The sequence below is a fragment of the Lentzea fradiae genome (assembly GCF_900100955.1).
Taxonomy (GTDB): Bacteria; Actinomycetota; Actinomycetes; order Mycobacteriales; family Pseudonocardiaceae; genus Lentzea; species Lentzea fradiae.
The window spans coordinates 1-24,612 of the sequence record NZ_FNCC01000030.1 but is presented as its reverse complement, the minus strand read 5'-3'; the positions used below and the strand labels follow the sequence as shown (position 1 = coordinate 24,612).

At 68.4% G+C, this 24,612-nt stretch carries 23 protein-coding genes, 2 tRNA genes and 1 rRNA gene; 13 read left to right on the top strand and 13 right to left on the bottom strand.

Annotation, left to right across the window (positions count from 1 at the left end; translation table 11 throughout):
• Positions 1 to 80, bottom strand: a 16S ribosomal RNA gene (locus BLT23_RS39035); the annotation flags it as partial.
• A gap of 555 nt (positions 81 to 635) precedes the next feature.
• Here BLT23_RS39035 and BLT23_RS39030 point away from each other — a divergent pair.
• Positions 636 to 1,589 (top strand): lycopene cyclase family protein, encoded by a 954-nt coding sequence (locus tag BLT23_RS39030; protein WP_090060349.1) that lies wholly within the window; start codon positions 636 to 638, stop codon positions 1,587 to 1,589.
• 282 nt (positions 1,590 to 1,871) lie between these two features.
• Entirely contained in the window at positions 1,872 to 2,960 is a 1,089-nt protein-coding gene (locus BLT23_RS39025; protein WP_090060347.1) for a carboxylate-amine ligase, read from the top strand.
• A 16-nt stretch (positions 2,961 to 2,976) separates the two neighbouring features.
• Here the strand turns inward: BLT23_RS39025 and BLT23_RS39020 are convergent, their stop codons facing one another.
• Entirely contained in the window at positions 2,977 to 3,342 is a 366-nt protein-coding gene (locus BLT23_RS39020; RefSeq protein ID WP_090060345.1) for a hypothetical protein, read from the bottom strand.
• 627 nt (positions 3,343 to 3,969) lie between these two features.
• Here BLT23_RS39020 and BLT23_RS40390 point away from each other — a divergent pair.
• The 9 genes from BLT23_RS40390 to BLT23_RS38975 all read left to right on the top strand — a co-directional run bounded on the left by BLT23_RS40390 (position 3,970) and on the right by BLT23_RS38975 (position 11,107).
• On the top strand, positions 3,970 to 4,692 hold the full coding sequence (locus BLT23_RS40390) for a Scr1 family TA system antitoxin-like transcriptional regulator (RefSeq protein ID WP_143036205.1): 723 nt from the start codon (positions 3,970 to 3,972) through the stop codon (positions 4,690 to 4,692).
• 165 nt (positions 4,693 to 4,857) lie between these two features.
• Positions 4,858 to 5,637, top strand: a complete 780-nt coding sequence (locus BLT23_RS39010; protein ID WP_176947155.1) for an ESX secretion-associated protein EspG — start codon at positions 4,858 to 4,860, stop codon at positions 5,635 to 5,637.
• 104 nt (positions 5,638 to 5,741) lie between these two features.
• Positions 5,742 to 6,146: a hypothetical protein gene (locus BLT23_RS39005; RefSeq protein WP_090060338.1), complete on the top strand. Its 405-nt coding sequence runs from the start codon at positions 5,742 to 5,744 to the stop codon at positions 6,144 to 6,146.
• A 20-nt stretch (positions 6,147 to 6,166) separates the two neighbouring features.
• Positions 6,167 to 6,703: a DUF3558 domain-containing protein gene (locus BLT23_RS39000; protein WP_176947154.1), complete on the top strand. Its 537-nt coding sequence runs from the start codon at positions 6,167 to 6,169 to the stop codon at positions 6,701 to 6,703.
• A 59-nt stretch (positions 6,704 to 6,762) separates the two neighbouring features.
• Entirely contained in the window at positions 6,763 to 8,181 is a 1,419-nt protein-coding gene (locus BLT23_RS42155; RefSeq protein ID WP_090060334.1) for a hypothetical protein, read from the top strand.
• Between the two features lie 94 nt (positions 8,182 to 8,275).
• Positions 8,276 to 8,800: a YbaB/EbfC family nucleoid-associated protein gene (locus BLT23_RS38990; protein ID WP_090060332.1), complete on the top strand. Its 525-nt coding sequence runs from the start codon at positions 8,276 to 8,278 to the stop codon at positions 8,798 to 8,800.
• Positions 8,797 to 9,099: a hypothetical protein gene (locus tag BLT23_RS38985; protein ID WP_090060330.1), complete on the top strand. Its 303-nt coding sequence runs from the start codon at positions 8,797 to 8,799 to the stop codon at positions 9,097 to 9,099. The genes BLT23_RS38990 and BLT23_RS38985 overlap by 4 nt, the downstream gene beginning before the upstream one ends.
• Positions 9,096 to 10,190: a hypothetical protein gene (locus BLT23_RS38980; RefSeq protein ID WP_090060328.1), complete on the top strand. Its 1,095-nt coding sequence runs from the start codon at positions 9,096 to 9,098 to the stop codon at positions 10,188 to 10,190. Before BLT23_RS38985 ends, BLT23_RS38980 begins: the two co-directional genes overlap by 4 nt.
• Positions 10,187 to 11,107: a DUF6346 domain-containing protein gene (locus BLT23_RS38975; protein ID WP_090060326.1), complete on the top strand. Its 921-nt coding sequence runs from the start codon at positions 10,187 to 10,189 to the stop codon at positions 11,105 to 11,107. Before BLT23_RS38980 ends, BLT23_RS38975 begins: the two co-directional genes overlap by 4 nt.
• Positions 11,108 to 11,141: 34 nt before the next feature.
• On the opposite strand, the gene BLT23_RS38970 is transcribed toward BLT23_RS38975, so the two are convergent.
• From BLT23_RS38970 to BLT23_RS38925, 10 genes are all read right to left on the bottom strand, one after another.
• Positions 11,142 to 11,214: transfer RNA gene (locus BLT23_RS38970), tRNA-Leu, on the bottom strand.
• A gap of 1 nt (position 11,215) precedes the next feature.
• Positions 11,216 to 11,289 (bottom strand) — tRNA-Leu (locus tag BLT23_RS38965).
• Positions 11,290 to 11,693: 404 nt separating this feature from the next.
• Entirely contained in the window at positions 11,694 to 12,044 is a 351-nt protein-coding gene (locus BLT23_RS38960; protein ID WP_425434454.1) for a metal-sulfur cluster assembly factor, read from the bottom strand.
• Between the two features lie 32 nt (positions 12,045 to 12,076).
• Complete coding sequence (sufU, locus tag BLT23_RS38955) at positions 12,077 to 12,517, bottom strand: Fe-S cluster assembly sulfur transfer protein SufU (protein ID WP_090060323.1); 441 nt, start codon at positions 12,515 to 12,517, stop codon at positions 12,077 to 12,079.
• A gap of 1 nt (position 12,518) precedes the next feature.
• Positions 12,519 to 13,796, bottom strand: coding sequence for a cysteine desulfurase (locus BLT23_RS38950; RefSeq protein ID WP_090060322.1), 1,278 nt, complete (start codon positions 13,794 to 13,796; stop codon positions 12,519 to 12,521).
• A 26-nt stretch (positions 13,797 to 13,822) separates the two neighbouring features.
• Positions 13,823 to 14,596: a Fe-S cluster assembly ATPase SufC gene (gene sufC, locus BLT23_RS38945; protein ID WP_090060320.1), complete on the bottom strand. Its 774-nt coding sequence runs from the start codon at positions 14,594 to 14,596 to the stop codon at positions 13,823 to 13,825.
• Positions 14,597 to 14,628: 32 nt separating this feature from the next.
• The gene (locus BLT23_RS38940; RefSeq protein ID WP_090060318.1) at positions 14,629 to 14,943 is read right to left on the bottom strand and encodes a non-heme iron oxygenase ferredoxin subunit; all 315 of its coding nucleotides are present in this window, start codon (positions 14,941 to 14,943) and stop codon (positions 14,629 to 14,631) included.
• Positions 14,940 to 16,097 carry a Fe-S cluster assembly protein SufD gene (gene sufD / locus BLT23_RS38935; protein WP_090060315.1) on the bottom strand — a complete coding sequence of 386 codons (1,158 nt, stop codon included), beginning with the start codon at positions 16,095 to 16,097 and terminating at the stop codon, positions 14,940 to 14,942. Before sufD ends, BLT23_RS38940 begins: the two co-directional genes overlap by 4 nt.
• 1 nt (position 16,098) lies before the next feature.
• Positions 16,099 to 17,553, bottom strand: coding sequence for a Fe-S cluster assembly protein SufB (gene sufB, locus BLT23_RS38930; RefSeq protein ID WP_090060313.1), 1,455 nt, complete (start codon positions 17,551 to 17,553; stop codon positions 16,099 to 16,101).
• Complete coding sequence (locus BLT23_RS38925; RefSeq protein WP_090060311.1) at positions 17,550 to 18,278, bottom strand: helix-turn-helix transcriptional regulator; 729 nt, start codon at positions 18,276 to 18,278, stop codon at positions 17,550 to 17,552. Before BLT23_RS38925 ends, sufB begins: the two co-directional genes overlap by 4 nt.
• 94 nt (positions 18,279 to 18,372) lie before the next feature.
• Between BLT23_RS38925 and mptB the strand changes: the two genes are divergently transcribed.
• The gene (gene mptB, locus BLT23_RS38920; RefSeq protein WP_090060309.1) at positions 18,373 to 19,923 is read left to right on the top strand and encodes a polyprenol phosphomannose-dependent alpha 1,6 mannosyltransferase MptB; all 1,551 of its coding nucleotides are present in this window, start codon (positions 18,373 to 18,375) and stop codon (positions 19,921 to 19,923) included.
• Between the two features lie 75 nt (positions 19,924 to 19,998).
• Positions 19,999 to 23,682 (top strand): patatin-like protein, encoded by a 3,684-nt coding sequence (locus tag BLT23_RS38915; protein WP_090060307.1) that lies wholly within the window; start codon positions 19,999 to 20,001, stop codon positions 23,680 to 23,682.
• A 63-nt stretch (positions 23,683 to 23,745) separates the two neighbouring features.
• Here BLT23_RS38915 and BLT23_RS38910 read toward each other — a convergent pair.
• Positions 23,746 to 24,612 (bottom strand): glycosyltransferase (locus tag BLT23_RS38910; protein WP_143036203.1); only part of this gene is annotated, 867 nt, incomplete at its 5' end.

Here is a 24,612-nt window from a genome sequence, read left to right as displayed (position 1 = left end):
GAAGGGCCTTACCGCTCGACTTGCATGTGTTAAGCACGCCGCCAGCGTTCGTCCTGAGCCAGGATCAAACTCTCCAATAAGGACTGTGTTTGATCGCTCCAGACGGAATATGTCTGGCAATCTGGTCTTGCTACTCAAAGGAATACTCCTGACGAGGAGTATTCATATTACTGGCTGTGTTTCGGCACGCTGTTGAGTTCTCAAAGAACACGCGCACACCGCAGCTCATCTCCGAAGAGAGTCACTTCCGGGGCTGTGTCAGGCTTAGAAGTCTTTCGCCGCGCTCCGTTCCGGTGTTTCCCGGCCCGTTCCGCGCTGGCAGAGAGAACATTACACAGGCCCGTTTCGATCTCCAAATCGGGGGGTATCTGTCCCGCCCGAACAGCACCTGACCTGCGGTTTCACCCCGCGACGGGTCGGAGGGCCGCTGACCCCGGCCGAGGACGCGAAGACCGGCCGGCCGCCGGCAGCGCCGGAGAAACCTCTGGTCACCGGCCGTTCAGCCCACGTTTCCGGCGTGCACGAGGGTCGCGACGGACGTGAGCAGCGCCGTCAAACCAGTTCGGAGTGACCTGCGTCGCTCACGGCGATGCGTCGTTCTGTGGGTTCCGGTCGCACCGTCGATCATTGGACGCATGTTCGACGTTCTCGTGGTCGGTGGCGGTCCGGCTGGGCGTGCGCTCGCGCGCGCGTGTGCGCGCGAAGGGCTCGACACGGCGATCGTCGACCGTCATCCCGAACGGGTGTGGACGGCGACCTACGGCGCGTGGGCCGACGAGTTGCCGGAGGGGACGCCCACCAAGGTCACGAGCTCGGTCGTCCGGGTCTTCGCGCGTGAGGAGCATCTGATCCCGCGTGAGTACGTCATCCTCGACAACTCACGTCTGCACGAACTCCCCGACACGGTGACGGTGCTCCCCCGCCCCACGGAGGCGCGGTTCACCTTCAACGCCACGGGCGCGCGTAGGGGTCGTGCCGAGCAAACGGCCGTAGGGACGGTCATCGAGTCGGACTGCACCGAGACGACGTTGATGGACTGGCGCAACGGCGACACGTTTCTCTACACGGTTCCGTTGGGTGACAACCGGGTTCTCGTCGAGGAGACCTGCCTCGCGGGCCGGCCCGCCACTCCGCTTCCGGAACTCCGGCGGCGGCTCCACGAGAGGCTTGCTCCGGGGCTGCGGGAGGAACGGGTTCGCTTCCCGCTGGACGCGCCGAGGGCCGGCGGGCTGGCGTTCGGCGCGAGTGCGGGCTTCATCCACCCCGCGACCGGCTACAGCGTCGCCACCTCGCTCACGCTGGCCCCGAAGGTCGCGCGGGCCGTTCGCAACGGTGAGGACCCGCGGCGCGTCATCTGGTCGCCGAAGGCGCGGATCGTGCATGCCATGCGTCGCCGTGGGTTGGAGGTGCTCCTGCGCATGGACGCCGACGAGACGCGGGACTTCTTCGAGGTCTTCTTCCAGCTCGACGCGCATCACCAGCGTGCGTATCTATCCGGCCGTGAGGACGTGAAGGGGATGATGGCTGCGATGTTGGCCTTATTCCATGCGGCGCCACGGCGACTGAAGAGGAAGCTCGTCTTCTTCTGACGGCGGCGTTTCCGGCTACAACGGGTGTAGCGGTTCCGCTGAGTGTTCGTTCTGGCGCCAAGCCGTACACGGCGGAGGGACGACACGTGCCCCTCTCTCTTGCGACCCTGGTGTGTGCCCTGGGGTCAGTGGCGCATCGCGCGGTGAGCTGAGAAGTACAACCGAACGCCTCCTGTGCGGCCCTCTGATTACTCATAGCATCGAGGGTGCTACTCAGCGCACAGGAGGTTCGGCGTGCAGGTAGGCAGCAGAACTCAATCGGTACCCGCGCAGCGCAGGAGCATGGACGCACTCCTCACCGTTGGGGTGGAAGAGGAATTCGTCCTCGTCGAAGCCTCCACGGGCCATTTGGCCAATCGTGCCAACGAAGTGCTCGCCGGGGTCGATAGATTCCAAGTGGACCTGCAACCGGAAATCGCGCAGTACCAGGTGGAATCGGCCAGCGGCATCTGCACGGACATGGGCGAGCTGCGGGACCAGCTGGCCACCGCGCGCCGTGCTCTGGTCGAACGGGCGGCGCAGCACGACGCCCGGCTCGCCGCGACGGGGACACCGGTGCTGGGCCTCACGATGCCGACGCCGCTGACGAACGCCGCGCGCTATCACCGGATGGCGCAGGAGATGGGCGCGCTCACCAACGACCTCGCGATCTGCGGCTGCCACGTGCACATCGGCCTGGCCGACGACGAGTCGAAGATCTTCGTGAGCAACCACCTGCGGCCGTGGCTGCCGACTTTGCTGGCGCTGGGCGCGAACTCGCCGTACTGGCTCGACGCCGACACGGGCTACGCGAGCTGGCGCTACGTCGTCTGGAACCGGTGGCCGACCTCGGGTGCGCCGCCGCATTTCGAGTCCGCGGCCGAGTACTTCGAGGCCAGGGACGACATCGTCACAAGCGGCGCGGCGCTGGACGCGGGGATGCTCTACTGGGACGTCCGGCTCTCCGCCCGCCACCCCACGCTGGAGCTGCGGGTCTCCGACGTCGCGCCGACCGTCGAGGAGGCGGTGCTGATGGCGGCGCTGGTGCGCGGGATCGCCGCCACCGCGCTCAGCTCCGGCGCCACGCCCCCGAGGGTTCCGCCGCACCTGCTGAGGGTCGCGTTGTGGCGGGCGGCGCGGGACGGCCTGGAGGGGTTCGGCATCGACCCGGTGACCGGCGCGCCGACCCCCGCGGCCACGATCGTGGCGTCGCTGCTGCGGTGGATCCGCCCGGCCCTGGAGCTGGCCGGCGACTACCAACTGGTGAGCGACGGCATCGACAGGTTGCTGCTCGACGGCACCGGCGCGGCCCGGCAACGCAGGGCGTTCGCGCGGCGCGGGCGGCTCTCCGACGTGGTGGGCCTGCTGGTCGCGCAGACCGCACCGGTCTGAGCCGCGGGACGCGCGATCAGCGTCGGCCGGCGTGCCGCTGCTCCTCGAGCTGGACGAGTCGTTCAGCGGTCGCCTGGTCGACCGGTTCGAGCGTGCCGTCCTTACGTCCCCGCGCCAGCAGTTCGCGAATGCTCGTCCTCGTCCAGCCTGAGCCGGCGACGTACCACTCGTCCAGATCGCCACCTCGCGGTCCCTTCCACGTCCTGATCACCGCGTCCGGACCGTCGAGGGTGGATCCCGAGTCCACCCAGACGAGGTTGCCGGTGAACGCCTCGTCGTGCGGCTTCCCGCTCTCGTCCAGCCACCGCCTGACCACGATCCGGGGGTCCTCCACCAGGGGGAAGGTGTCGGTGGTGATGGCGAAGTAGTGGTACCGGTTCAAGTCACGCCTTTTCTCGTCGGGGAACGTCAGCCTCGCCAAGGATCTCGAGCGGTGCTGCGTCGCGACCAAGTGGTGTCTTAGGCGCGTCTCGTACAAACATCTACACGCTCCCGCGCCCGCCGTGAACTGCAGGTTTCCGCCAGCGTGGAGGTCCCACGTGGCCACCGTCGCGCTGGCGGTAATGCGCGATGAACCCGAACGAGATCATTCATGGCCTGACAGACCTGGTGTCGGTTATGCCCGTGAGCTTCTGGGCGATCGGGATGAGCAGGGTGTCCTGTGTTTGACGCGGGATTTCCGGGAGGACTGGCCACGTTGGCCTGAGGGTGCGGATTCGGTGGCTCCGCCGGTCTGCGCTCGGTGCGTGGGGACGTCGATGCGGCTGCGCCCGGCGCTTCGGCGCGGCGCTGTGGCTGTTCGTGTTCGGGAGTTCACGGTCGTGAGTATCTGGGCACGCTCTATCGACCAGGTGTGTACGCACCGGTTGCGGTTAATGCCGTTCGTCTTGCCTACGGTGATCCGCTGACTCACTGGATGGTCGCAGCGGCACTGGTTCGCGAGCTGAGTGGGTGCAGCTTCGTGCCGTTCGAGGAGTTGGGCGACGCGGCGGGCATGGGATGACACGGGATGCCGAAGGACTTCCGTGCCACGACGCTCGAACGCGCCATCGAGTGGCAGCTGGCCGGATGGCGCAACGAGCTGCAGCTCAGCCTGACCGAGGCAGGGCAGCGCGTGGGTTTCAGCGACGCCGAGTTGTCCATGATGGAGAGATACGTCTACAAGGTGCCGGCCTCGGAATGGCAGTCCGTCGTCCAGCTGTCGCAGCATGCGGAACAGGCACGTACCTCCTCGCTCGATGGCAGTGCGGTGTTGTCGACCCGGCGGCCGACCTCGCCAATCTGCTGTTCGAAGCGACGGTGCTGCGGACGTTCACCACTGATTTTGTTCCGGCGTTCCGCCAGCTCCCGGACTACGCGCACTTCTCGGTACGGGTTGACGATCCGTACCGTGCAGCGCTGCAGGCAGCGGTCAGGGACTCGTGGTCGAGCCAACTCTGCGACAAGGACCCGCTCGATGTCCAAGCCGTCTTCCAGAGTCCGTGCTCCGGCCGGTTGTCGGCGGACCGCAGGTGATGAAGGCACAGTTGCCGCACCTGATGGAGATGAGCGAGTTGGAGTCTGTCTGTCTCTGAAGATCGTTCCACGCGGCACCGGCGCGTATCCGGCGATGGGCGTGCCGTTCACGTTGCTCAGCTTCCCGCACCGCCAGCACAACGACGTGGCGTATTTCGAGACGTCCATCAAGGGCGAGTCGCTCGAGCTCATCGCCGAGGCGATCGCTGAACTGTGACGAGCGCTCGTGTTCGTTCTGGCCTGGCGGTGAGGCTGCGCCAACCGGGTGAGGCTTCGAGTGAGTCGGAGCGGTAACGCTCTGTTGATGAGTGTTCGACTGGCAGTATGTCGCGCGGTCACGCACCGTGGGGAGCGGTGCGGACAGCGAGAGGTGGGTTTCAGGGTGTCGGGGGAGATCATCTGTTCGCTCGCGGCGCTGGATGTGCTCGGCGAGGCGTTGCGGATCAATTTGCGGCGGTTCCCGTTCACCATTCCGCATCACGGCGCCACGCGTGAGGATCGGGTCCGGCTGATCGAGGCCGTGCACCGGGACCTGATTGACCGGGGACTGGTCCGTGACGGCGAGTTCGCGCCTGAGTTGGTGCAGGCGTTGCATGTGTTCGCCCGAGGGCACCTTGTGATCGCACTGGTCGGTACCGCCGGTGACACGCAGCCTGTGGCACTCGCGGTCACCGACGGCCGGACGGGTGTGATCGCGGAGCAGCGGAACAACGTGATCGTCTTCCGGCTTTGCCAGCCCGATGCGGTTGTGCCTCGCTTGGTGCGACTGCTACCTCCGATGCGTCCCGGCCCAGGGATGTCCGTCACGGTGGCCGACACCTCGATTCCAGCAGGCCGGAGGCGAGTGGAGGAGGACTTCTCCGAACAGACCTTCAAATCCCCGGTGAAGGCGGCCGCGCCGTCACCGGTCGGGCAGCGAACAACTGCCGAGGAAATTCTGCGCCGCCCACGACTGGGCGCCGGTTATCTGCAGGTCTCGGCGCGTGGCCGCAATGAGCAGGAGACCGACCTGGGGACGATCAACTATTTGGACACCGACGTCGGGAGGTACGCGGTGATCCCCGCTACCGGCCAGGACGGCCGGCCGACGGCCACGTACACCCCCGCTGATCAGCCAGCCCTCGAGCGTCACGTCGCCAGGATCGTCGATTCGAACCGGTAACCCGGAGGAACCGGCGATGCACCACCAATGCGTCGGATCCTCCGGACAGGGCCGCAACCATTTGTTACCGTATGACAACGCAGAGTTAGGGGAGGGGATGAGTCATGCCGGAGGCGATCTTCGCCGGGATGCAGGGGATCAGCGACTCGGCTGTCCGCTTTTCAGCCTCGGTCGCGGCCGGCGTCGGGGTAAGCGAATCCGGCGGCCAGGCCCTGATCAAGGCCGTCGATCGAATGCTGAAGGGTGTGGACAAGGCTCTCCGAAAGTCCGAAGTCCTCAGCCAGGAGCCGCCGCTGGGCACCACTCCGGCCGCGCAGGTGTACAAGCCGTTCCTGGCCAGCATCGCGGCCGACCCGGCACAGGGCTTCGTGCCCGCCGCGAAGAAGCTTCAAGCGGACTTGGAGCGGATGCGCTCCGACGTCGAGCGGGCAATGGCCACCTACCAGGCGAGCGATGAGAACGCCAAGCAAGGCATCAAGAGGGCCGGTGGCCCCACCTACTCCGCTTGATCAACCAGGGGAAGCAACTCGTGAACTCTCGGCTCATCCTGACCACTCTGACTGCTGCCACTCTGGTCGCTCTCACCGCTTGTACAGGCTCGACCCCTGGTGATCCCAAGCCCACCTCTGACACCAACAGTCCGAGTACTACGAGCTCCTCGACCTCGACCAAGACCAGTGGATCGTTGGCGGACACCGACCCCTGCAGCCTGCTCACCAAGAGCGAAGCTGAGCAAGTGGTAGGGCCGCTTGACGAGGAACCCGCTCCGGAGAACATCGGCTCGTCGAGAGGATGCGAGTTCTCCCCGAAACGCGGCAGTTTCTCAGTGGGAATCCGCACGAATGTCGGGCTGGCCGGTGTGCAGGCGAACGGCGGCGAGATCAAAGACATCAAGGTTGGCAGCCACCAAGCCAAACAACTACTCGGTGCGACAGGTAGCTGCGGCGTCTATCTGGGTGTCGATTCGTCGTCACGGGTCGACGTAGTCCTGAACGCGGGTGCTTCGACCGATCCGTGCCCATTGGCGTTGCAGATCGCTGAGCTGGTCGAGCCGAAGTTGCCGTAGCGGCTGTTGCTGAGAGGGGTGCGGGGATGAACGAGGGATCGCCAGGAAGACCATCCGACGTGTACTCGCGCTACGGCGTACAGCGGCGCTCGGAGGTGCAGACCGGCCAGCAGGTGCAGGAGCAGGTCAACGCCGAGATGCAAGTGCGCTACGGCCCGTTCATCGGCGTGGTCCTCGGTGTGCTGCAGGCGCCAGGTCGGGTGGACGACATGCTGGACGCGCAGGCGGCACAGCTCAAGGGCCAGGTGCTGACCCGATCCGCTCCCCCTCAGCCGGACGCGCACTACATCGGCATCCCGCATCAGCAGTTGCACGACTCGGTCAACAACGGGGTCGATCCCGGTGCGATCGGCGAGATCGGCGACATCTGGACCCAGATCGGCAACGAGCTGGCGACCTTCAACGATGATGTTGCCGCCGCGATCGGCGACAGCGAGACGAACTGGACCGGCAAGGCCGCTGACGGTGCGCGGCAGGCCTTGGCAACCTTGGGCAACCGCGCCGGTGAGACCGGTACCGCCGCACAGCTGGCGGGGACGCTGTTCACCCAGCAGTCGCGGGCGCTGAGCGACGCGAAGAACACCGTGCCGCCACCGCCTGCGCAGCCGTACGATGCCGCGGCGTCGCGAGAGCGGTTGATGTCGATCACCGATCCGATCCAGTTCGCCCAGCAGGCGGCCGCGGACAAGGCAGCGTTCCAGCAACAGCAGGCCGATCACGAGCAGGCCGCGCGGGCAGTGGAGACCTACGACCGCACGGTGGCGCAGACCGCCGCGGCTCAGCCGGCATTCGCGCCTGAACCGCCTGCCCCGCCGAAGGATCCGGTTGATCCTGGTCGGCCGCCGATCGCGCCCGATCCAGGCTTCACCAGTCAGGGCAACACTCCTCCTCCCCCGCAAGTCGGCAACGACACCACCACCCCGTCCTGGACGGCACCGCCGACGCAGAACCCAGGCACCACGAACACGAGCGGTCTCAACAACAATCTCGGCGGCAACGGCCCCAACCTGGGCAATCAGGGTGGAAGCAACAACCAGCTCGGCGGCAACAACGTCACCCTGGGCGGCGGCCCTTTCCCTGACACCAAAACCACCCAGGGTGGTCCTGGTGGCCGAACTGGCGGCGGGCCAGGCGTCCGCAGCAGCGGCGGAGGAGTGGGCGTTGGCAGCGGCCGACTGCCCGGAAGCGGTATCGCGCTCGGCAATCCCAACGCTGCCAAGGGCTTCGGTCCTGGCGGTTCTGCCGGTGTGATGCCGGGGAACGAGGGCACTACTGGGCGCGGCGGCGCCACGTCTGCCGGCGCGGCAGGCCGCGGTGGTGCGGCTGGCGGCGCGATGGGCGGCATGGGAACCGGAGCCGCCAAGGGCAAAGGTGACGAGGACATCGAGCGGACCTCTCCGTCCTACTTGCTGGAGCCCGACCCGGATGACATCTTCGGCAACGACATGCTCGTCGCCCCTCCGGTGCTCGGGGAGTGACCTCGCCAAGGCGCTGAGGCGCGCCTCCCGTTACCGTCCAAAGTAGAGAGAGCACTTTGGGTGAGAAGCACAACGAGAAGGACCAAGTGGGCCGATGACTGACCCGGATCAGATCCTCAACCAGTACGAGGGCAAGCTGGTTGAAGCCCAGCGCAAGAGCGACGCACTACGCGAAAGCCTGGCGAACCTGCGTGTCATGGAACGCAGCGCGGACGGCCAGATCGTCGTGACGGTCAACGATGCCGGCAACGTCGTGGATCTGAAGCTGGGCAACTCGTTGCAGCGCAGGGACGGCGACACTGTCGCTCAGGAGGTGCTGCGTGTGCTGCAGGCAGCACAGAGCCGAGTAGCCACGACCGTGCAGGAAGCCATGTCGCCGCTGCTGGGCAGCGACTCCGAGGCGATGCACTTCATGATGGACAAACTGCGCAGCGCCCAGCCGCCACCTCCGCCGCAGTACGTCCCTGGAGGTGGCGGGTACGGCGAGGGCCAACCGCGGCTCGGCGCTATCGAGGACGACACGCCACCGCCTCCCCCACCTGTGCCACCTCGCCCGCAGCGGCCTCGTCCGCCGCAGGATGATGACGACGACTTCAGCGACAAGGGGTTCCTGCGATGAACTACCGGATCGACCTGGTCGAGATGCAGGCTCACGCGATGAAGCTCAACAACGTCGGGCAGCAGGTGAACTACGCGCTGAGCGCTGGACAAGCCGTGTCCGATCCAGAGGCATTCGGCAAGCTCGGCTTCCCACTCGCGGCTCTCTGCACCGCCGCGCAGAACACGGCGATGGACACCATGCGCCAAGCCTCGGGTGCCGCGGTCGACCACGTCAAGCGGTTCGATGGTTGGCGCAAGCACATCGAGGAACACGAGCAGGCTCAGTCCGACATCTTCGACAGGATGCACGACCAATGACCACCATGGGACCGGCACCCACGCCAGGCCAGAACTTCCTCGTGAACACCGGCGAGGAGACGCCGAGCACGGAGGGCGCCGGGATCTTTCACGACGCCACCGAGACGGTGAAGGGCTTCTCGAGCGGTAACTGGGCCGAGGGACTGATCAACGCCGGCGCGACGGTCGCGGGCGTTGCGGGTGCTCTTGCCGACCCGATGGCCGCGCTCCTCAGCGCGGGTTTCGGCTGGCTGATCGAGCACGTCGACTTCCTCAAGGAGCCGCTCGACTGGCTAGTCGGAGACCAGGAAGCCCTGGACGGCATGGCGAAGACGTGGGAAGCAGTCTCCGGCTATCTGAAGGACACTTCTGACGACCTCCGGAACTGGGTCAAGAACGACACCACGGGCTGGACTGGCAAGGACAGCGATCAGTACCGGCTGTTCGGCGCCGACCGCGCCGACACCTATGCCGGCGTCGCCACCGCCGCCGGTGGCATCGCCAGCCTCGTCCGCACCTGCAAGATCGTGCTCAAAGTCGTCCGTGACATCGTGCGCGACATCATCGCCGAGGCGATCGGCAAGCTGATCTCGATCTGCCTCCGGTGGGCGCCCGCCGTCGCGGCGGCCGGTGCAGGTATCGCTGGAGCGATCGCCGAATGTGTGCCCACCGCGATCAAATGGGCCAACAAGGCTCTGGAGGCGTGCCGCAGGCTTACGAAGGCCTTCAGCAATGCAGGCGGGCTGTTCAAGAAGCTCGACGACATCCTGGTCAACGCCAAGACCGCGCTCTCCAAGAGCGGCGACGACTTCGTCAACGTCCTCAAGAAGGGCATCGACGCGGACATCCGGCGAAGCATGGCCGACTTCTCCGTCACCGGGATGGCCAAGGACGCGCTGGGCGAGGCCAGGAAGGTCGCCGTCGAAGGCATGAAGAGCGCCCCCGCCGACTTCCTGCCCAAACTCGGCATCGAGGCGACCAAGGAGGCCACCAAGTTCCACGACTGGGAGGACAAGGCCAAGGACGGCGGCGGCTGGCGTACATGGCGGGACCTGAGGGCTGAGGAAGAGGAGAAGCAGGAAGGGAAACGCAAGGAGGCCAACGGCGGATGAAAGCGGTCCGCATCCTGCACCGGATCTTCGCCTTTCTGATCATCCCCGTCCTCGGGTACCTGCTCGGCGCGACGATCTTCAACCACTTCTGGAACAAGGTCGAGACCGAGGACCTGAGCGAAGCCAGTCACATCATCGTCGCCACGTCGTGCGACCGGCACGGTCCGGTGACCTTGCGAGGCTTCGGATACGTGTACGAGTGTCGTGCCACGGTCACGAACAAGGGCAACGGCAACGTCGTCACAGCGACCACGCGAGGCTTTCTCAATCCCGAGCTCATCGGCAAGGAAGTCGCAGGCACGGGATTCAGGCGTGGCGAGTTGTATCCGGAACGCCCGTACGCGGGTTGGGGCGTGGTCCTGCTCCTGCCGTTCGGCGTTCTCTGGTTCTACCTGTACATCGCGGTCGCCTGGCGGCTGCTGCCCGAGCGGCGGAAGTCCCGGCGCAAGCCTGTGCGCTATCAACGTCCTGACAGCCCGGCGGAACCCGATCGCACGGTTCGTGTCTTTGGCGGGCAACGGCGGGCGTGGCTGTTCTTCGTCTTCCTGCTCGGTTGCGTCGGCACCTTCGTCTACAGCTCGTCGGCGTTCGAGGGCGACACCCTCGCCACTGGTGCGGCGATCGCGTCCTGGGCGGTGGTCGCACTCGTGATCGCCAGCGTCGTGTGGCGCGCGGTTCGGGGACCGATGGTCGCGATCTCCCCCGAAGGTCTGGAGTGGCGCGGCGCGAAGCTCAGCTGGGCTGAGATTCAGGACGTTCGGCTGACGCGTCGCCGCGTGCTGATCGTCCAACCTCGGAACGGCGATGCCGTGCGGGTTGGCGGGTTCGGCACTGAACAGGCGACGCGCATCCACGTGGCCATGGGGCACTTCAGTCAGGCGACGTACGCCCGCGAGATCACGCCCAGGAGCCCGTGACCGGCAGCAGTCACGGGCTCGGTAGCGGTGCGAGTGCCCTGGGCAGGATTCGAACCTGCACTGGACGCGTTCTGAGCGCGTTGCCTCTTCCGTTGGGCTACCGGGGCGTGCGGATCCGGGGAGTCGAACCCCGACTGTCATGGCCCTCAACCATGTGCCTCTACCAGTTGGGCTAGATCCGCGTCATCAGTTCTGTAAGCATTCCGAGCAGCACCGACGGAAGGAGTCGAACCCTCGGGAAACTGTTTTGGAGGCAGTTCCGCTTCCGAAGCTCGTCGGCATTTCTGGCGGGGCAAAAGAAAACCGCCCAGGGGATGTCCCGTGGGCGGCTCCGAGGTCATGACCTGGGGATCAGGTCATGGCGTGGAGCCCCACGCCAGCGCCAGCAGAATGCCGGCGATGTAGGCGAGAATCCGCCAACCCGCGAGCTCCGCCTTGGCAAGCATGTCTTCCTCCGGTTGATCTCTGTCGTTCGTGATGGGATCAAGCTAGGTGAACGTCGCGGACGTCCGCAACGCAATTAAGCCTACTCAAGCGAAACGGCGTGCACCCGCTGGATGCACGCCGTTCCAACAACTGGGAAAGATCAGACGGTGAAGCCCAGCGCGCGCAGCTGCTCGCGGCCGTCGTCGGTGATCTTCTCGGGGCCCCACGGCGGCATCCACACCCAGTTGATGCGGAAGTCCGACACGAGGCCGCCCGACCCGCCGCCGGTCAGGGCGGCACGGGTCTGGTCCTCGATGACGTCGGTCAGCGGGCAGGCCGCGGACGTGAGCGTCATGTCGATGGTGGCGACGTTGTCCTGGTCGATGTGGATGTCGTAGACGAGACCCAGGTCGACGACGTTGATGCCGAGCTCCGGGTCGACGACGTCGCGCATCGCCTCTTCCACGTCGTCGAGTGCGGCGACATCAGCCTTGGGCTCGAAGACCGGCATGCCTTCGGCTCCCCGGACGACTTCTTCGGTGCTCATGCTGCTCCCTGGCTTCGTGCTACTGCGTCTTTGAAGGCCATCCAGCCCAGCAGCGCGCACTTCACGCGCGCCGGGTACTTCGCGACACCGGCGAAGGCGATGCCGTCCTCCAGGACGTCCTCGTCGGGCTCCACCTGGCCGCGGCCCTGCATGAGCTCGACGAACGCGTCCAGCTTCTCGAAGGCTTCTCCCACCGGCTTGCCGACGACGAGGTCGGTCAGCACCGACGTCGACGCCTGGCTGATCGAGCAGCCCTGGCCGTCGTAGGAGACGTCCTTCACCACGTCGTCCACGACGTGCACGCGCAGCGTCACCTCGTCGCCGCAGGTCGGGTTGACCTGGAACGACTCGGCGTCGTACGGGTCGCGCAGGCCGCGGCCGTGCGGGTTCTTGTAGTGGTCCAGGATGATCTCCTGGTACATCTGCTGGAGCTGCATCTCAGGCCACCCCGAAGAACTTCTGCGCCTCGCGGACGCCTTCGACCAGCGCGTCGACCTCGTCGAGCGTGTTGTACAGGTAGAACGTCGCGCGCACCGACGACTGGGCGTTCAGGCAGCGGTGCAGCGGCCACGCGCAGTGGTGGCCGACGCGCACGGCGATGCCCAGGCTGTCGAGCACCTGGCCGGCGTCGTGCGGGTGGACGCCCTCGATCTCGAACGGCACGGCGCCGCCGCGCGACACCGCGTCCTCCGGGCCGATGAGCCGCACGCCTTTGACGCCGGACAGACCTTCGAGCGCCGCGACGGTCAGCAGGTGCTCGTGCGCGTGGACGCGCTCCATGCCGACGACGCTGAGGTAGTCCACGGCGGCGCCCAGGCCGACGGCCTGGGACGTCATCGGGGAGCCCGCCTCGAAGCGCTGCGGCGGCGGGGCGAACGTCGAGCCCTCCATCTTCACCAGCTCGATCATCGAGCCGCCGGTGATGAACGGGGGCAACGCCTCCAGCAGCTCGCGCCGTCCGTAGAGGACACCGATGCCGGACGGGCCGAGCATCTTGTGGCCGGAGAACGACGCGAAGTCGACGTCCAGCGCGTGGAAGTCGACCGGTCCGTGCGGGACGGACTGGCAGGCGTCCAGCACCGTCAGCGCGCCGGCCTTCTTCGCCGCCGCGACGAGCACGTCCACGGGGTTGATCACACCGGTCACGTTGGACTGGTGCGTGAACGCCACGACCTTCGCGCGCGGGGTGATCACGCTGTCCACGTCGGACAGGTCGAGGCGGCCGTCCCCGGTGAGCCGGAACCACTTCAGGGTGGCTCCGGTGCGCTGGGCGAGCTGCTGCCACGGAACGAGGTTCGCGTGGTGCTCCATCTCGGTCACGACGATCTCGTCGCCGGGGCCGATCCGGAACCGCTCCGCCTCGGGACCCGAGGTGGCGGCGTTGCCCATCGCGTACGCGACGAGGTTGAAGCCCTCGGTAGCGTTCTTGGTGAACACCAGCTCGCCGAACTCGGCGCCGACGAAGTCCGCGATGCGCTGACGCGCACCCTCGTACGCGTCGGTCGCTTCCTCCGCCAGCTGGTGGGCGCCCCTGTGCACAGCGGCGTTGTGCTGCTCCAGGAACGCCCGCTCGGCGTCCAGAACCTGCGTCGGGCGTTGCGAGGTGGCGCCGGAGTCCAGGTAGACCAGGCGCTTCCCGTCACGAACGGTGCGAGACAGGATCGGGAAGTCCGCTCTCAAAGCGGTTACATCCAATGGTGCTGCGGTGGTGGTCACAGCGCCTCCTCTCAACCGCTTCAACGTCAGGAGAGTGCTGCTGCTTCCTTGGAACCGGTGTACTTCACGTAACCCTCGGCCTCGAGCTGGTCGGCGAGCTCGCGGCCGCCCGACTCGACGATCCGGCCGTTCGCGAAGACGTGCACGAAGTCCGGCTCGATGTACTTGAGGATGCGCGTGTAGTGCGTGATCAGCATGACGCCGACCTCGCCGCTCGCCTTGTAGCGGTTGACGCCCTCGGACACGACGCGCAGCGCGTCGACGTCCAGGCCGGAGTCGGTCTCGTCGAGGATCGCGACCTTCGGCTTGAGCAGGCCCAGCTGCAGGATCTCGTGGCGCTTCTTCTCACCGCCGGAGAAGCCCTCGTTCACCGAGCGCTCGGCGAACGCCGGGTCGATGTCGAGGTCGGCCATCGCACCCTTGACCTCCTTCACCCAGTGGCGGAGGTTCGGGGCCTCGCCGCGGACGGCGGTGGCGGCGGTGCGCAGGAAGTTCGACATCGAGACGCCGGGGACCTCGACCGGGTACTGCATGGCGAGGAAGAGGCCGGCGCGGGCGCGCTCGTCGACGGACATCTCGAGGACGTCCTCGCCGTCGAGGGTGACCGTGCCCGAGGTGATCTCGTACTTCGGGTGGCCGGCGATCGCGTAGGACAGCGTGGACTTGCCGGAGCCGTTGGGGCCCATGATGGCGTGCGTCTCGCCCGCCTTGATCGTCAGGTCGACGCCCTTGAGGATCTCCTTGGGAGCGTCCTCGCTGACGACCGAGACGTGCAGGTCCTTGATCTCAAGGGTGGCCATGACTTGCAGTTCTCCTGGTGGTCTAACGAAAGTCAGTTGGTGGTGACGGTGACGTCGACGTACACGTCGCCATCACGGAGGTCGACGGCGTAGACGTCGACCGGTTCGCTGGCGGGCGGAGACGAGGGCTTGCCGGTCTGCAGGTCGAAGCACGACCCGTGCAGCCAGCACTCGATCCCCTTGCGGGAGACCTCGCCCTCGCTCAGCGACACCGCGGCGTGCGAGCACAGGTCCGCGAGCGCGTGCACCCGCTCGCCGTCGCGCACCAGGACCACGTCGACGTCGTCGACGCTGGCGGCGAACGGCTTGCGGTCGTCCAGCTCGGACAGTGCGCACACGCGGATCACGCCCCGACCGCCTCGAGCTCTGCCTCGATGGCGGCCTCGAGGCGCTCGCGCACCTCGGGGACCGAGATCTTCGCGATGAGCTCCTGGAAGAAGCCGCGCACGACGAGCCGCCGCGCCTGGTCCTCCGGGATGCCGCGCGCCTGCAGGTAGAAGAGCTGCTCGTCGTCGAACCGGCCGGTGGCGCTGGCGTGGCCCGCACCCTCGATCTCGCCGGTCTCGATCTCCAGGTTCGGCACCGAGTCGGCGCGCGCGCCGTCGGTGAGCACCAGGTTGCGGTTGAGCTCGAACGTCTCGGTGCCCTCGGCGGCCGCGCGGATCAGCACGTCGCCGATCCACACGGTGTGCGCGCCCTCGCCCTGCAGCGCGCCCTTGTAGACGACGTTGCTGCGGCAGTTGGGCTGCGAGTGGTCGATGAACGGGCGGTGCTCCTGGTGCTGACCCGCGTCCGCGAAGTACAGCCCGAACAGCTCCGCGTCGCCACCGCGACCCGCGTACTGCACGACCGGCGTGACGCGGACGGCGTCGCCGCCCAGCGTCACCACGGTGTGCTTGATCGAGGCGTCGCGGCCGAGCTTCACGTGGTGCTGCGAGACGTGCACCGCGTCGTCGGCCCAGTCGTGGATGGCGATCACCTGGAGGTGGGCGCCGTCCGCGACGACAAGCTCGACGTTCTCGGCGTAGGCGCCGGAGCCGCGGTAGTCGAGGACGACCGTGCCCTCGGCGAACTGCGCGGCCTTGACCAGCAGGTGGCCGTAGGCGACCTGGCCCTCGCCCGCGCCGGTCACCGTGACGGTGGTCGGCTCGGACTTGGCGTCGCCGGGCAGCGTCACGACGGTGGCGTTCTCGAACGACGTGTACGCCTGGGCCGCGATGCGGTCACCGGGGACACCCGCCTTGCCGAGGCGGTCGTCGTCACGACCGACCGTCTCGACGGTGACACCGGCGGAGGCGTTCACCTCGACGGCGGCGGAACCCGTCGCCGCGGCGCCGGAGTGCAGGCCGGCGAGGCGCTTGAGAGGCGTGAAGCGCCAGATCTCCTCACGGCCGCCCGGCACCTCGAACGCGTCCACGTCGTAGGACGTGAAGTGCTCTGCGCGCGAGGCGACGGGAACGACAGCTCCGTGGGAGTGAGGTTGAGTCGACAGGGCGGCCATGTCAGCCGACGGCCCCTTCCATCTGCAGTTCGATCAGGCGGTTCAGCTCGAGGGCGTACTCCATGGGCAGCTCGCGCGCGATGGGCTCGACGAACCCGCGCACGATCATGGCCATGGCCTCGTCCTCGTTCAGGCCGCGCGACATCAGGTAGAACAGCTGGTCCTCGGAGACCTTCGAGACCGTGGCCTCGTGGCCCATCGCGACGTCGTCCTCGCGGACGTCGACGTACGGGTAGGTGTCCGAACGGCTGATGGTGTCGACCAGCAGCGCGTCGCACTTCACCGTGGACTTCGAGTGGTGCGCCCGCTTGTTGACCTGGACCAGGCCGCGGTAGGACGTGCGGCCACCGCCGCGCGCCACCGACTTCGAGATGATCGTCGACGACGTGTGCGGGGCCATGTGGACCATCTTGGCGCCGGCGTCCTGGTGCTGGCCCTCGCCCGCGAACGCGATCGAGAGGACCTCGCCCTTGGCGTGCTCGCCCATCAGGAAGACGGCCGGGTACTTCATGGTCACCTTGGAGCCGATGTTGCCGTCGACCCACTCCATGGTCGCGCCCTCTTCGGCCTTGGCGCGCTTGGTGACCAGGTTGTAGACGTTGTTCGACCAGTTCTGGATCGTCGTGTAGCGGCAGCGGCCGCCCTTCTTGACGATGATCTCGACGACCGCGGAGTGCAGCGAGTCGGACGAGTAGATCGGCGCGGTGCAGCCCTCGACGTAGTGCACGTAGGCACCCTCGTCGACGATGATCAGCGTGCGCTCGAACTGGCCCATGTTCTCGGTGTTGATCCGGAAGTACGCCTGCAGCGGGATGTCCACGTGCACGCCCTTGGGGACGTAGATGAACGAGCCGCCGGACCACGTCGCGGAGTTCAGCGCGGAGAACTTGTTGTCGCCGGCCGGGATGACCGAGCCGAAGTACTCCTTGAACAGCTCGGGGTGCTCACGCAGGCCCGAGTCGGTGTCCAGGAAGATGACGCCCTGCTGCTCCAGGTCCTCGCGGATCTGGTGGTAGACCACCTCGGACTCGTACTGGGCGGCCACACCGGCGACGAGGCGCTGCTTCTCCGCCTCGGGGATGCCCAGCCGGTCGTAGGTGTTCTTGATGTCCTCCGGCAGGTCCTCCCAGCTGGCGGCCTGCTTCTCGGTGGACCGGACGAAGTACTTGATCGAGTCGAAGTCGATTCCGGAGAGGTCGGCACCCCAGCTCGGCATCGGCTTGAGGTCGAAGAGCTTGAGAGCCTTCAACCGGTACTCGAGCATCCACTCGGGCTCGTCCTTCTTCGCCGAGATGTCGCGGACGACGTCCTCGTCGAGACCTCGGCGGGCGCTCGCGCCGGCAGTGTCCGAGTCGGCCCAGCCGAACTCGTAGTTGCCGAGAGACGCGATGGTCTCTTCCTGCGTGAGCGGAGACTGCACCGTGGTGGGCGTGCGCTGCTCGGCAGCGGCAGTCATGCGGGCTCCCCTCCATCATCTGGGCTGTGCTTTCCGGCCAGGCCGGCACTGCTGGGTTGAACGTTCGGGATGTGCGTCGTGCAGACGGCGTGGCCGCTTGCGATCGTCGCGAGGCGCTGCACGTGGGTTCCGAGGAGGTTCGCGAAGGTCTCCGTCTCGGTCTCGCACAGCTGGGGGAACTCCGCCGCCACGTGGGCGACCGGGCAGTGGTGCTGGCACAACTGCTCGCCCACTCCGACGTGACGGGTCGCCGCAGCGTAACCCTCCCTGGTCAGCGCGGATGCGAGGGCCTTCGCCCGTTCGGCGGGCGTGACCTGCGCCACGATCGCCGTCCGGTGACGGTCCACCAGCGCGTCGACACGACTCTGCGCGAACGCCCTGACCGCTTCCTCGCCACCCGTTTGGGCGAGGAACCGGAGCGCGGCGACCGCGAGGTCGTCGTAGGCGTGGCCGAACCGGGCACGTCCGGCGTCGGTCAGCAGGAAGAGCTTCGCGGGACGGCCGCGGCCACGCTGGGTGCGGCGGGGTGCGTCCCTCGTCGTCGCCTCGCCGTCCGCGACCAGTGCGTCGATGTGACGGCGCACGGCCGTGGGGCTGATGCCCAGCTCCTCCGCGACGACCGCCGCGGTGACCGGGCCCCGCTCCAGCAGGAGCCTGGCGACGGCGTGCCGAGTCTTGCCGTCGTGCTGCGGCACGGCGGCAAACTGGGTCTCGGCGTTTTTCACAACACCAGTGTTGCGTATTTAGCTGGAGGTCGCAAAGATCGTGGTCACAGGGTGACCTGACTCACGGCTGAACGTGGCTGGATAGTCTGCGCGCATGCCCACGAACGGCGGATCGACCGCTGCGCAGAGCGACGTCCTCACCAGCCGGGAGCGTCGCCAGCTGGACATCGTCCGCCGTTGGGGCACCATCGGCGCGCTGCTGCTGACGGTCGGGTCGCTCGGCGGCGGTGCCGCGCCCATCTACTCGCCGCTCTACGGCGTGCCGGTCCTCGGCCTGTTCTCCCGGATGCCCAGCGTCGCGATGGGGGTCGTCTGGACCGGCATCTTCATGATCGTGTCGGCCTGGCTCGCGCTGGGCCGGTTCGTGCGGCCGGGCAGGCCGCGGCTCGTCTCGCGCAGCCAGATGGACCGCACGCTGCTGATGTGGACGGTGCCGCTGGTCTTCTGCGTGCCGATGTTCTCCCGGGACGTCTACTCCTACCTCGCGCAGAGCGAGATCGCGGCGCGCGGCCAGGACCCGTACGAGCTGGGGCCCGCCACGGCGCTGGGCGTCGACCACGTGCTGACCCGCGGTGTGCCGAACATCTGGCGGGAGACCCCCGCGCCGTACGGGCCGCTGTTCCTCGCGCTCGGGCGGCTGCTCGCGATGCTGACCGGCGACCACGTCGTCTCGGGCGTGTTCGTGCACCGGCTGCTGGTGCTGTGCGGCCTCGCGATGATCGTGTGGGCGCTGCCGCGGCTGGCCGCCCGGTTCGGGGTGCCGCCGGTCGGCGCGTTGTGGCTGGGCGCGCTCAACCCGCTGGTGTTGTTCCACATCGTCATCGGCGTGCACAACGACGGCCTGGCGCTCGGCATGATGCTGGTCGGCCTGGAGCTCGCGATGCGCGGGCTGGAACCGTTGAAGTGGTCCTGGATCGCGTTGGGCTCCGGGATCATCGTGTGCGGCGCGATGGTGAAGATCCCCGCGATGGCCGCGCTCGGGTTCCTCGGCGTGCTCGTCGCGCGCAAGCTCGGCGGGCAGCTCAGGCACCTGGTGCTGGTCGCGGCGGTGATGGCGGCGCTGGCTGCGGCCGGGGTGGTGGTGATCTGCCTCGGCACCGGGTTCGGCTTCGGCTGGCTGGAGACGCTGAACGTGGCGTCGACGGTGAAGTCGTGGATGTCGCCGCCGACGGCGCTGGGCTTCCTGGGGGCGGGCACCGGGATCATGCTCGGGCTGGGCAACCACACCGAGGCGATGATCGCGCTGACCAGGCTGATCGGGCAGGGCGTCTCGGTCGTCATCACGGTCGTGCTGCTGTGGCGCAGCTTCAAGGGCCGGATCAAGGCGATGAACGGGCTGGGCGCGGCGCTGGGCGCGATCCTGGTGCTCGGGCCGGTGCTGCAACCCTGGTACGTGCTGTGGGCGGCGATCCCGCTGGCCACCGCCGTCGTCGGGCCGAAGTTCCGGATGATCGCCATGGTGGCGTCGGCGGTCATCGCGATCATCCTGCCGCCGACCGGGTCGGCGTTCGACGGGCGGGCCTACACGGTGCCGCAGGCCGTCGCGGGCGCCGTCATCACGTTCGCCGTGTGCGTGCTGATCGCGCGCAAGCGGGTCGGGCCGTTCCTCAAGTCCGACCCGGCCACGAAGTCCCACCCCGTGTGACCGGGTAACGCGCCCGTTCGGCGGACGAGAAACCCCTCACGGGAGGAAGATCGACGCCGGAGGGGGTGGTGTGGCATGTCCGGGCAGTCCACGTCGCGGGAAGAGGTCCGGTTCGCGGTCGTGCTCAACGGCGGCGTCAGCCTGGCCGTCTGGATGGGCGGCGTCGTGCTGGAGCTCGACCGGCTGACCAGGCAGGGAAGCACCTATCAGCCGTTGCTCGACCTCGTGGGGTGCACGGCGCGGGCGGACGTCATCTCGGGCACGTCCGCCGGGGGCATCAACGGGGCCGCGCTGGCGTTGTCGCAGGTCAACAAGAACGCGGACCTGACCAGGCTGCGGGACCTGTGGGCGGAGCAGGGCAGGATGGAGCAGCTGCTGCGGACGCCGTTCCGCGGCCAGCCGGCGAGCCTGCTCAAGGGCGACGAGTTCTTCTACCCGCGGCTGCAGGAGGCGCTGGACCGCCTCACCGCGGACTTCGAGCCCACCGAGCCGTACGAGCGGCCGATCGACCTGCGGATCACGACGACACTTCTGGGTGGTGTTCCGACGACCACCTACGACGACCTGGGCCAGCCGCTCACGCAGTCGGTGCACCAGGGCTCGTTCTCGTTCCGCCGCGACCCCTACGACTGGGTCAGCGAGGACACCAGGAACGACTTCACGCCCGAGGCGCTGCCCGACCGGGTGCGGCAGCTCGCACTGGCCGCGCGCAGCAGCGCGAGCTTCCCGTTCGCGTTCGAGCCGAGCTTCATCCCCGTGGGCGGGCAGGCGACACCGGACCGTCCCGACATGGCCGACGTCGCGAGCTGGGCCGGCTCCGGGGACCGCAGCCGGTACGCGGTGGACGGCGGGGTGCTCGTCAACACGCCGACCAGGGAAGCCCTCGACGCGATCGACCGGATGCCCGCGGACGGACCGGTGCGCAGGGTCATGCTGCTCGTCTTCCCGCACGCCGAGCCGCTGGGCTCCGAACCGCAGGCGCACGACTCCGCGGCGGGGTTCACGACCATCAGCTCCGGTGCCCGGCTGCTGACCGCCATGACCAGCCAGGCGGGCCGCACGTACGTCGAGAAGATCGAGGAGCACAACCGGCGGGCCGCGGCGAGCAGGGGCGGCCGGATGGCGTTGCTGGAACGGCTGCACGCGAGCGGTGAGAACGTCGTCGACGAGGTGTACTCGCTGGCCGACAAGCTCTTCGGCCACTACGAGGACGTCGAGATCCGGCTCGCCGCGCGGCAGGTCACCGCGCAGCAGTTCGCGCTGCCCGGCGGCAACCCGGCCAACTGGTCGTTCGAACGGGCGCGGCGTGCCGCCGAGTCCGCTCAGCGCGCGTGGAAGCAGCAGCACGGCGTCCTGCCGTACGTGCCGGGCGTGCGGCTGCCGAGCACCGTGTGCCGCGAGGACCTGGGCTGGGAGTGGGGCCTCACGATGGCCGAACGCCTCTGCGCGTCGGTCCTCGACCTGCACAAGCGGCTCGTCTGGGTCGTGCCCGACGGCGAGGCCGACGCGGTCGCTCGGTCCCGCCGCGAGCTGCACCAGGTCCGCGCGGAGCTGCGCAGGCTGCGCACCGAGGTGTTCGCGTGGAAGCCGTCGGACTCGCTCGGCGAGGAGTACTGGACGGGCCGGCTCGCGGCCTACCACGAGCAGATGATCGACGGGCACGTCGGACTGGAGGTCAAGACGCAGGTCGCCGAGATCGGCCGGATCGCGGGCGACGCGCAGCGGGTGGTCGAGGGTCTCGACGAGCACCGGCTGAAGCTCGGCGGGCTGCTGTGCTGGCACGCCCTGCTCGCCACCCCCGAGACCGGGCAGGAGGCGGGGCTCGGCGACGCCGAGCGGTGGCTGTCGCGGCTGCTCGCGCTGGAGGTCGCGGGCACGTGCCTGTCCGACGACGCCTCGACGGGCCTGGACACGCCGGTGGAGCTGGTGCAGGTCTCGCTGCAGACGCGCAACGCGTTCGCCCAGCAGTCGGTCACGGCCGACGACAAGGCGGGTGGCGCGTCGCTGTCGCGGTTCTCCGGGTTCCTCAAGCGGTCGTGGCGGGTCAACGACTGGATCTGGGGACGGCTCGACGGCGCCACCATGCTGTGCCGGGTGCTGTTCGACCCGCGGCGGCTGCTCAGGATGGACCAGCTCGGCCGCCCGGACGGCGACGACCGCACCCCGCGGCAACGCGCGCAGGCCGTCGTGGACCAGGTCGTCGCGGCGATGTTCGGGCCGGAGCTGCCGATCCAGGTCGCCCGGTGCGCCGTGGAGGCCGCCGAGGAGCTGACCGGGATCTACCGGGCCGACGGGGAGCTGTCGCCGTCATCGCTCAAGCTCGCCGAGCTGGCCGCGTGGGGCCTGCACTGGCGCATCATCTGCGAGGAGCTGCCGCGGCTGCGGGCCGCCATCATCGCCGACCGCGGTGACGGCGCGGACGAGCGTTCGCGCGGAGAGCTGTTCCTGGCGGAGCACGCGGACCTGTTGCGGCGCTTGGACGACCCGCGGTCGCACACGGTCACGCTCGGCATGTCCGCGCTGGCCGCGTTCGACCGCGCGGGCATCGGCCGCGAACCCCTGACGCAGGAGGCGGCGTCGGACCAGATGATCCGCACGGCCGCCACCGCCGCGGCCGTCGCGGTCACCGTCGCCGACTCCGAACGGCTCGGCATCGCCGCGGTCCGCCCCGTCACGCGGGTGGTGCGCGGGGCGGCGCTGCTGCCGTACTGGACGATCACCGGGCTCACCAGGGGCGGCACCCTCGCGCGGTTCCTGGGACTGCTCGGCCTCGCGGTCGGCGGCGCGCTCGTCGTGATGGCGCTGTTCGGGATGCTGCCGAGCTGGGCGGCGGGACCGGGCGCGGCGGTCGGCGCCGCGTCGCTGCTGGCCGCCTTCGGGTACGCCGCACTGCGCAGCGGCACGTTGCTGCACGGGCTGGTGCTGCTGTCACCGGTGATCCCGCTGGTGGCCACGGCGGTCGACAGACTCCCCGGCGACCGGTCGGCGCTCACCACCGGCACGGTCACCGTGGCGGGCGTGGCGGTGGTCGTCGTCGCGTTGCTGGTGCTGGGCTCGCTGCCCTCCCCGATCCGCACACCGCTCGCGGTGCTGGCCGACTTCCGGCCGCTGCGGGTGTTGCGGCGGCGCTGGAAGAAGGCCGCCGTCGTGGCGGGGGTGGCCGCGCTGGCCTGGGCCGTGTGGCGGTTCGACGTGCTGCTGTCGCTGTGGCTGATGGTCCCCGCGACCGTCCTGAGTGGAGCTTTCGGCGCCGTGATGGCGTTGTCCGGCGGCAAGTCGCTGCAACGCTGGCGCCGGGTCGAGGGCGTCTGGGGCACGGAACGCGCCGAGCCGCCCGCCGCGGCGACCGCGGGCTGGGCCGTCGTGTACGGCGTGGGCTACCTCGTGGTGGCGGACGTGCTGATCGCGGTCGGACCGGCCGGCTGGGGCTGGCGGGCGGTGATCGGCACGGCGCTGCTGTTCGGGCTGACGCTGTTGCTGGTCACGTCCTGGTACGTGCCGCGGACCGAACGGCGGCGGATCCGGCGGCAGCTGGTGGACGAGGCGATCCCGGCGGTCTACCCGCCGGACCGGGACGTCGCCGAGGTGCTGCGGGAACGGCTGGAGGGACACGCCTCGCTCTACCGGTTCCTGGTGGACGGCGAGGGTGAGCACCCCGACCGGCTCACCCTCTCCCCCACCGGACTGGTGGTGGCGCAACGGATCGAGCGGAAGCTGCACCGGGTCCTCAGTGGACGGACCACGTCACCGGCGCGGTGAACGCGTGCCGGTCCGGCCGCCGTGGTGCGGCCGGACCGGCTCCCTCTCTCCCGCACGCGGCCGTCAGGCCGCCAGCGCGACGACGGGTGCCGTGCGGCCCATCGCCCGTGCGTACAGCTCCTCGAACCGCTCCAGCGTCGTCGCCAGCGCGTGGTGCGAGATGATCTCGCTGCTGGCGGCGCCCATGCGGGCTCGCAGGGGTGCGTCGTGGACGAGGGTGTGCAGGCGCTGGGTGAGCTGGTTGACGTCGCCGGGTTCGAACAGCCAGCCGTTGCGGCCGGAGTGCACGAGGTGGGGCAGGGCCATGGCGTTGGCGGCGATGACGGGCTTGCCCGCGGCCATCGCCTCCATCGTGGCGAGGCTCTGCAATTCGGCGACGCCGGGCATGACGAACAGGTCGCAGCGGGCGTAGGCGTCGAGCAGCTCGTCCTCGGAGACGAAGCCGTGGAACCGAACCCGGTCGGTGATGTTGAGGTCGTGGGCGAGCTTCTCCCACTCGGCTCGGCACGTGCCGTCACCGACGATCTCACCGACGGCTGCGGGCACGCGGGCCAGTGCGCGCAGGAACTCGTCAACGCGCTTTTCTTCGTCGAGGCGGCCGACGAACAGGGCGGTGGGGCGGTCGTTGTGGGTGACTTCGCGCTGGTAGCGGGAGATGTCGATGCCGCAGGAGACCGGCAGGGCGCGTTCGGGGAAGCCGCTGTCGTGCAGGAGCTGCACGGCGCGGGGGGTGGGGGCGGTGACGATGTCGGCGCGGCCGAAGACGCGGGCCAGGTCGCGGTAGGCCCACGTGCGGGCCAGACCTTGCAGGAAGGCGGGGACGTGGGCGTGGCTGAACAGGTTCTCGGGCATGAAGTGGTTGGTGGCCAGGGTCGGGATGCCCTGGGCGACGGCGGAGTTGAGCACGTAGCGGCCGACGACGAAGTGGGC

Excerpts from the sequence above, each read along its gene's own strand:
- BLT23_RS39030 (WP_090060349.1), top strand. The coding sequence starts at position 636 with ATGTTCGACGTTCTCGTGGTCGGTGGCGGTCCGGCTGGGCGTGCGCTC.
- BLT23_RS39025 (WP_090060347.1), top strand. The coding sequence starts at position 1,872 with ATGGACGCACTCCTCACCGTTGGGGTGGAAGAGGAATTCGTCCTCGTC.
- BLT23_RS40390 (WP_143036205.1), top strand. The coding sequence starts at position 3,970 with ATGCCGAAGGACTTCCGTGCCACGACGCTCGAACGCGCCATCGAGTGG.
- BLT23_RS39005 (WP_090060338.1), top strand. The coding sequence starts at position 5,742 with ATGCCGGAGGCGATCTTCGCCGGGATGCAGGGGATCAGCGACTCGGCT.
- BLT23_RS38990 (WP_090060332.1), top strand. The coding sequence starts at position 8,276 with ATGACTGACCCGGATCAGATCCTCAACCAGTACGAGGGCAAGCTGGTT.
- BLT23_RS38985 (WP_090060330.1), top strand. The coding sequence starts at position 8,797 with ATGAACTACCGGATCGACCTGGTCGAGATGCAGGCTCACGCGATGAAG.
- BLT23_RS38980 (WP_090060328.1), top strand. The coding sequence starts at position 9,096 with ATGACCACCATGGGACCGGCACCCACGCCAGGCCAGAACTTCCTCGTG.
- BLT23_RS38975 (WP_090060326.1), top strand. The coding sequence starts at position 10,187 with ATGAAAGCGGTCCGCATCCTGCACCGGATCTTCGCCTTTCTGATCATC.
- BLT23_RS38960 (WP_425434454.1), bottom strand. The coding sequence starts at position 12,044 with ATGCCGGTCTTCGAGCCCAAGGCTGATGTCGCCGCACTCGACGACGTG.
- sufU (WP_090060323.1), bottom strand. The coding sequence starts at position 12,517 with ATGCAGCTCCAGCAGATGTACCAGGAGATCATCCTGGACCACTACAAG.
- sufC (WP_090060320.1), bottom strand. The coding sequence starts at position 14,596 with ATGGCCACCCTTGAGATCAAGGACCTGCACGTCTCGGTCGTCAGCGAG.
- sufD (WP_090060315.1), bottom strand. The coding sequence starts at position 16,097 with ATGGCCGCCCTGTCGACTCAACCTCACTCCCACGGAGCTGTCGTTCCC.
- sufB (WP_090060313.1), bottom strand. The coding sequence starts at position 17,553 with ATGACTGCCGCTGCCGAGCAGCGCACGCCCACCACGGTGCAGTCTCCG.
- mptB (WP_090060309.1), top strand. The coding sequence starts at position 18,373 with ATGCCCACGAACGGCGGATCGACCGCTGCGCAGAGCGACGTCCTCACC.
- BLT23_RS38915 (WP_090060307.1), top strand. The coding sequence starts at position 19,999 with ATGTCCGGGCAGTCCACGTCGCGGGAAGAGGTCCGGTTCGCGGTCGTG.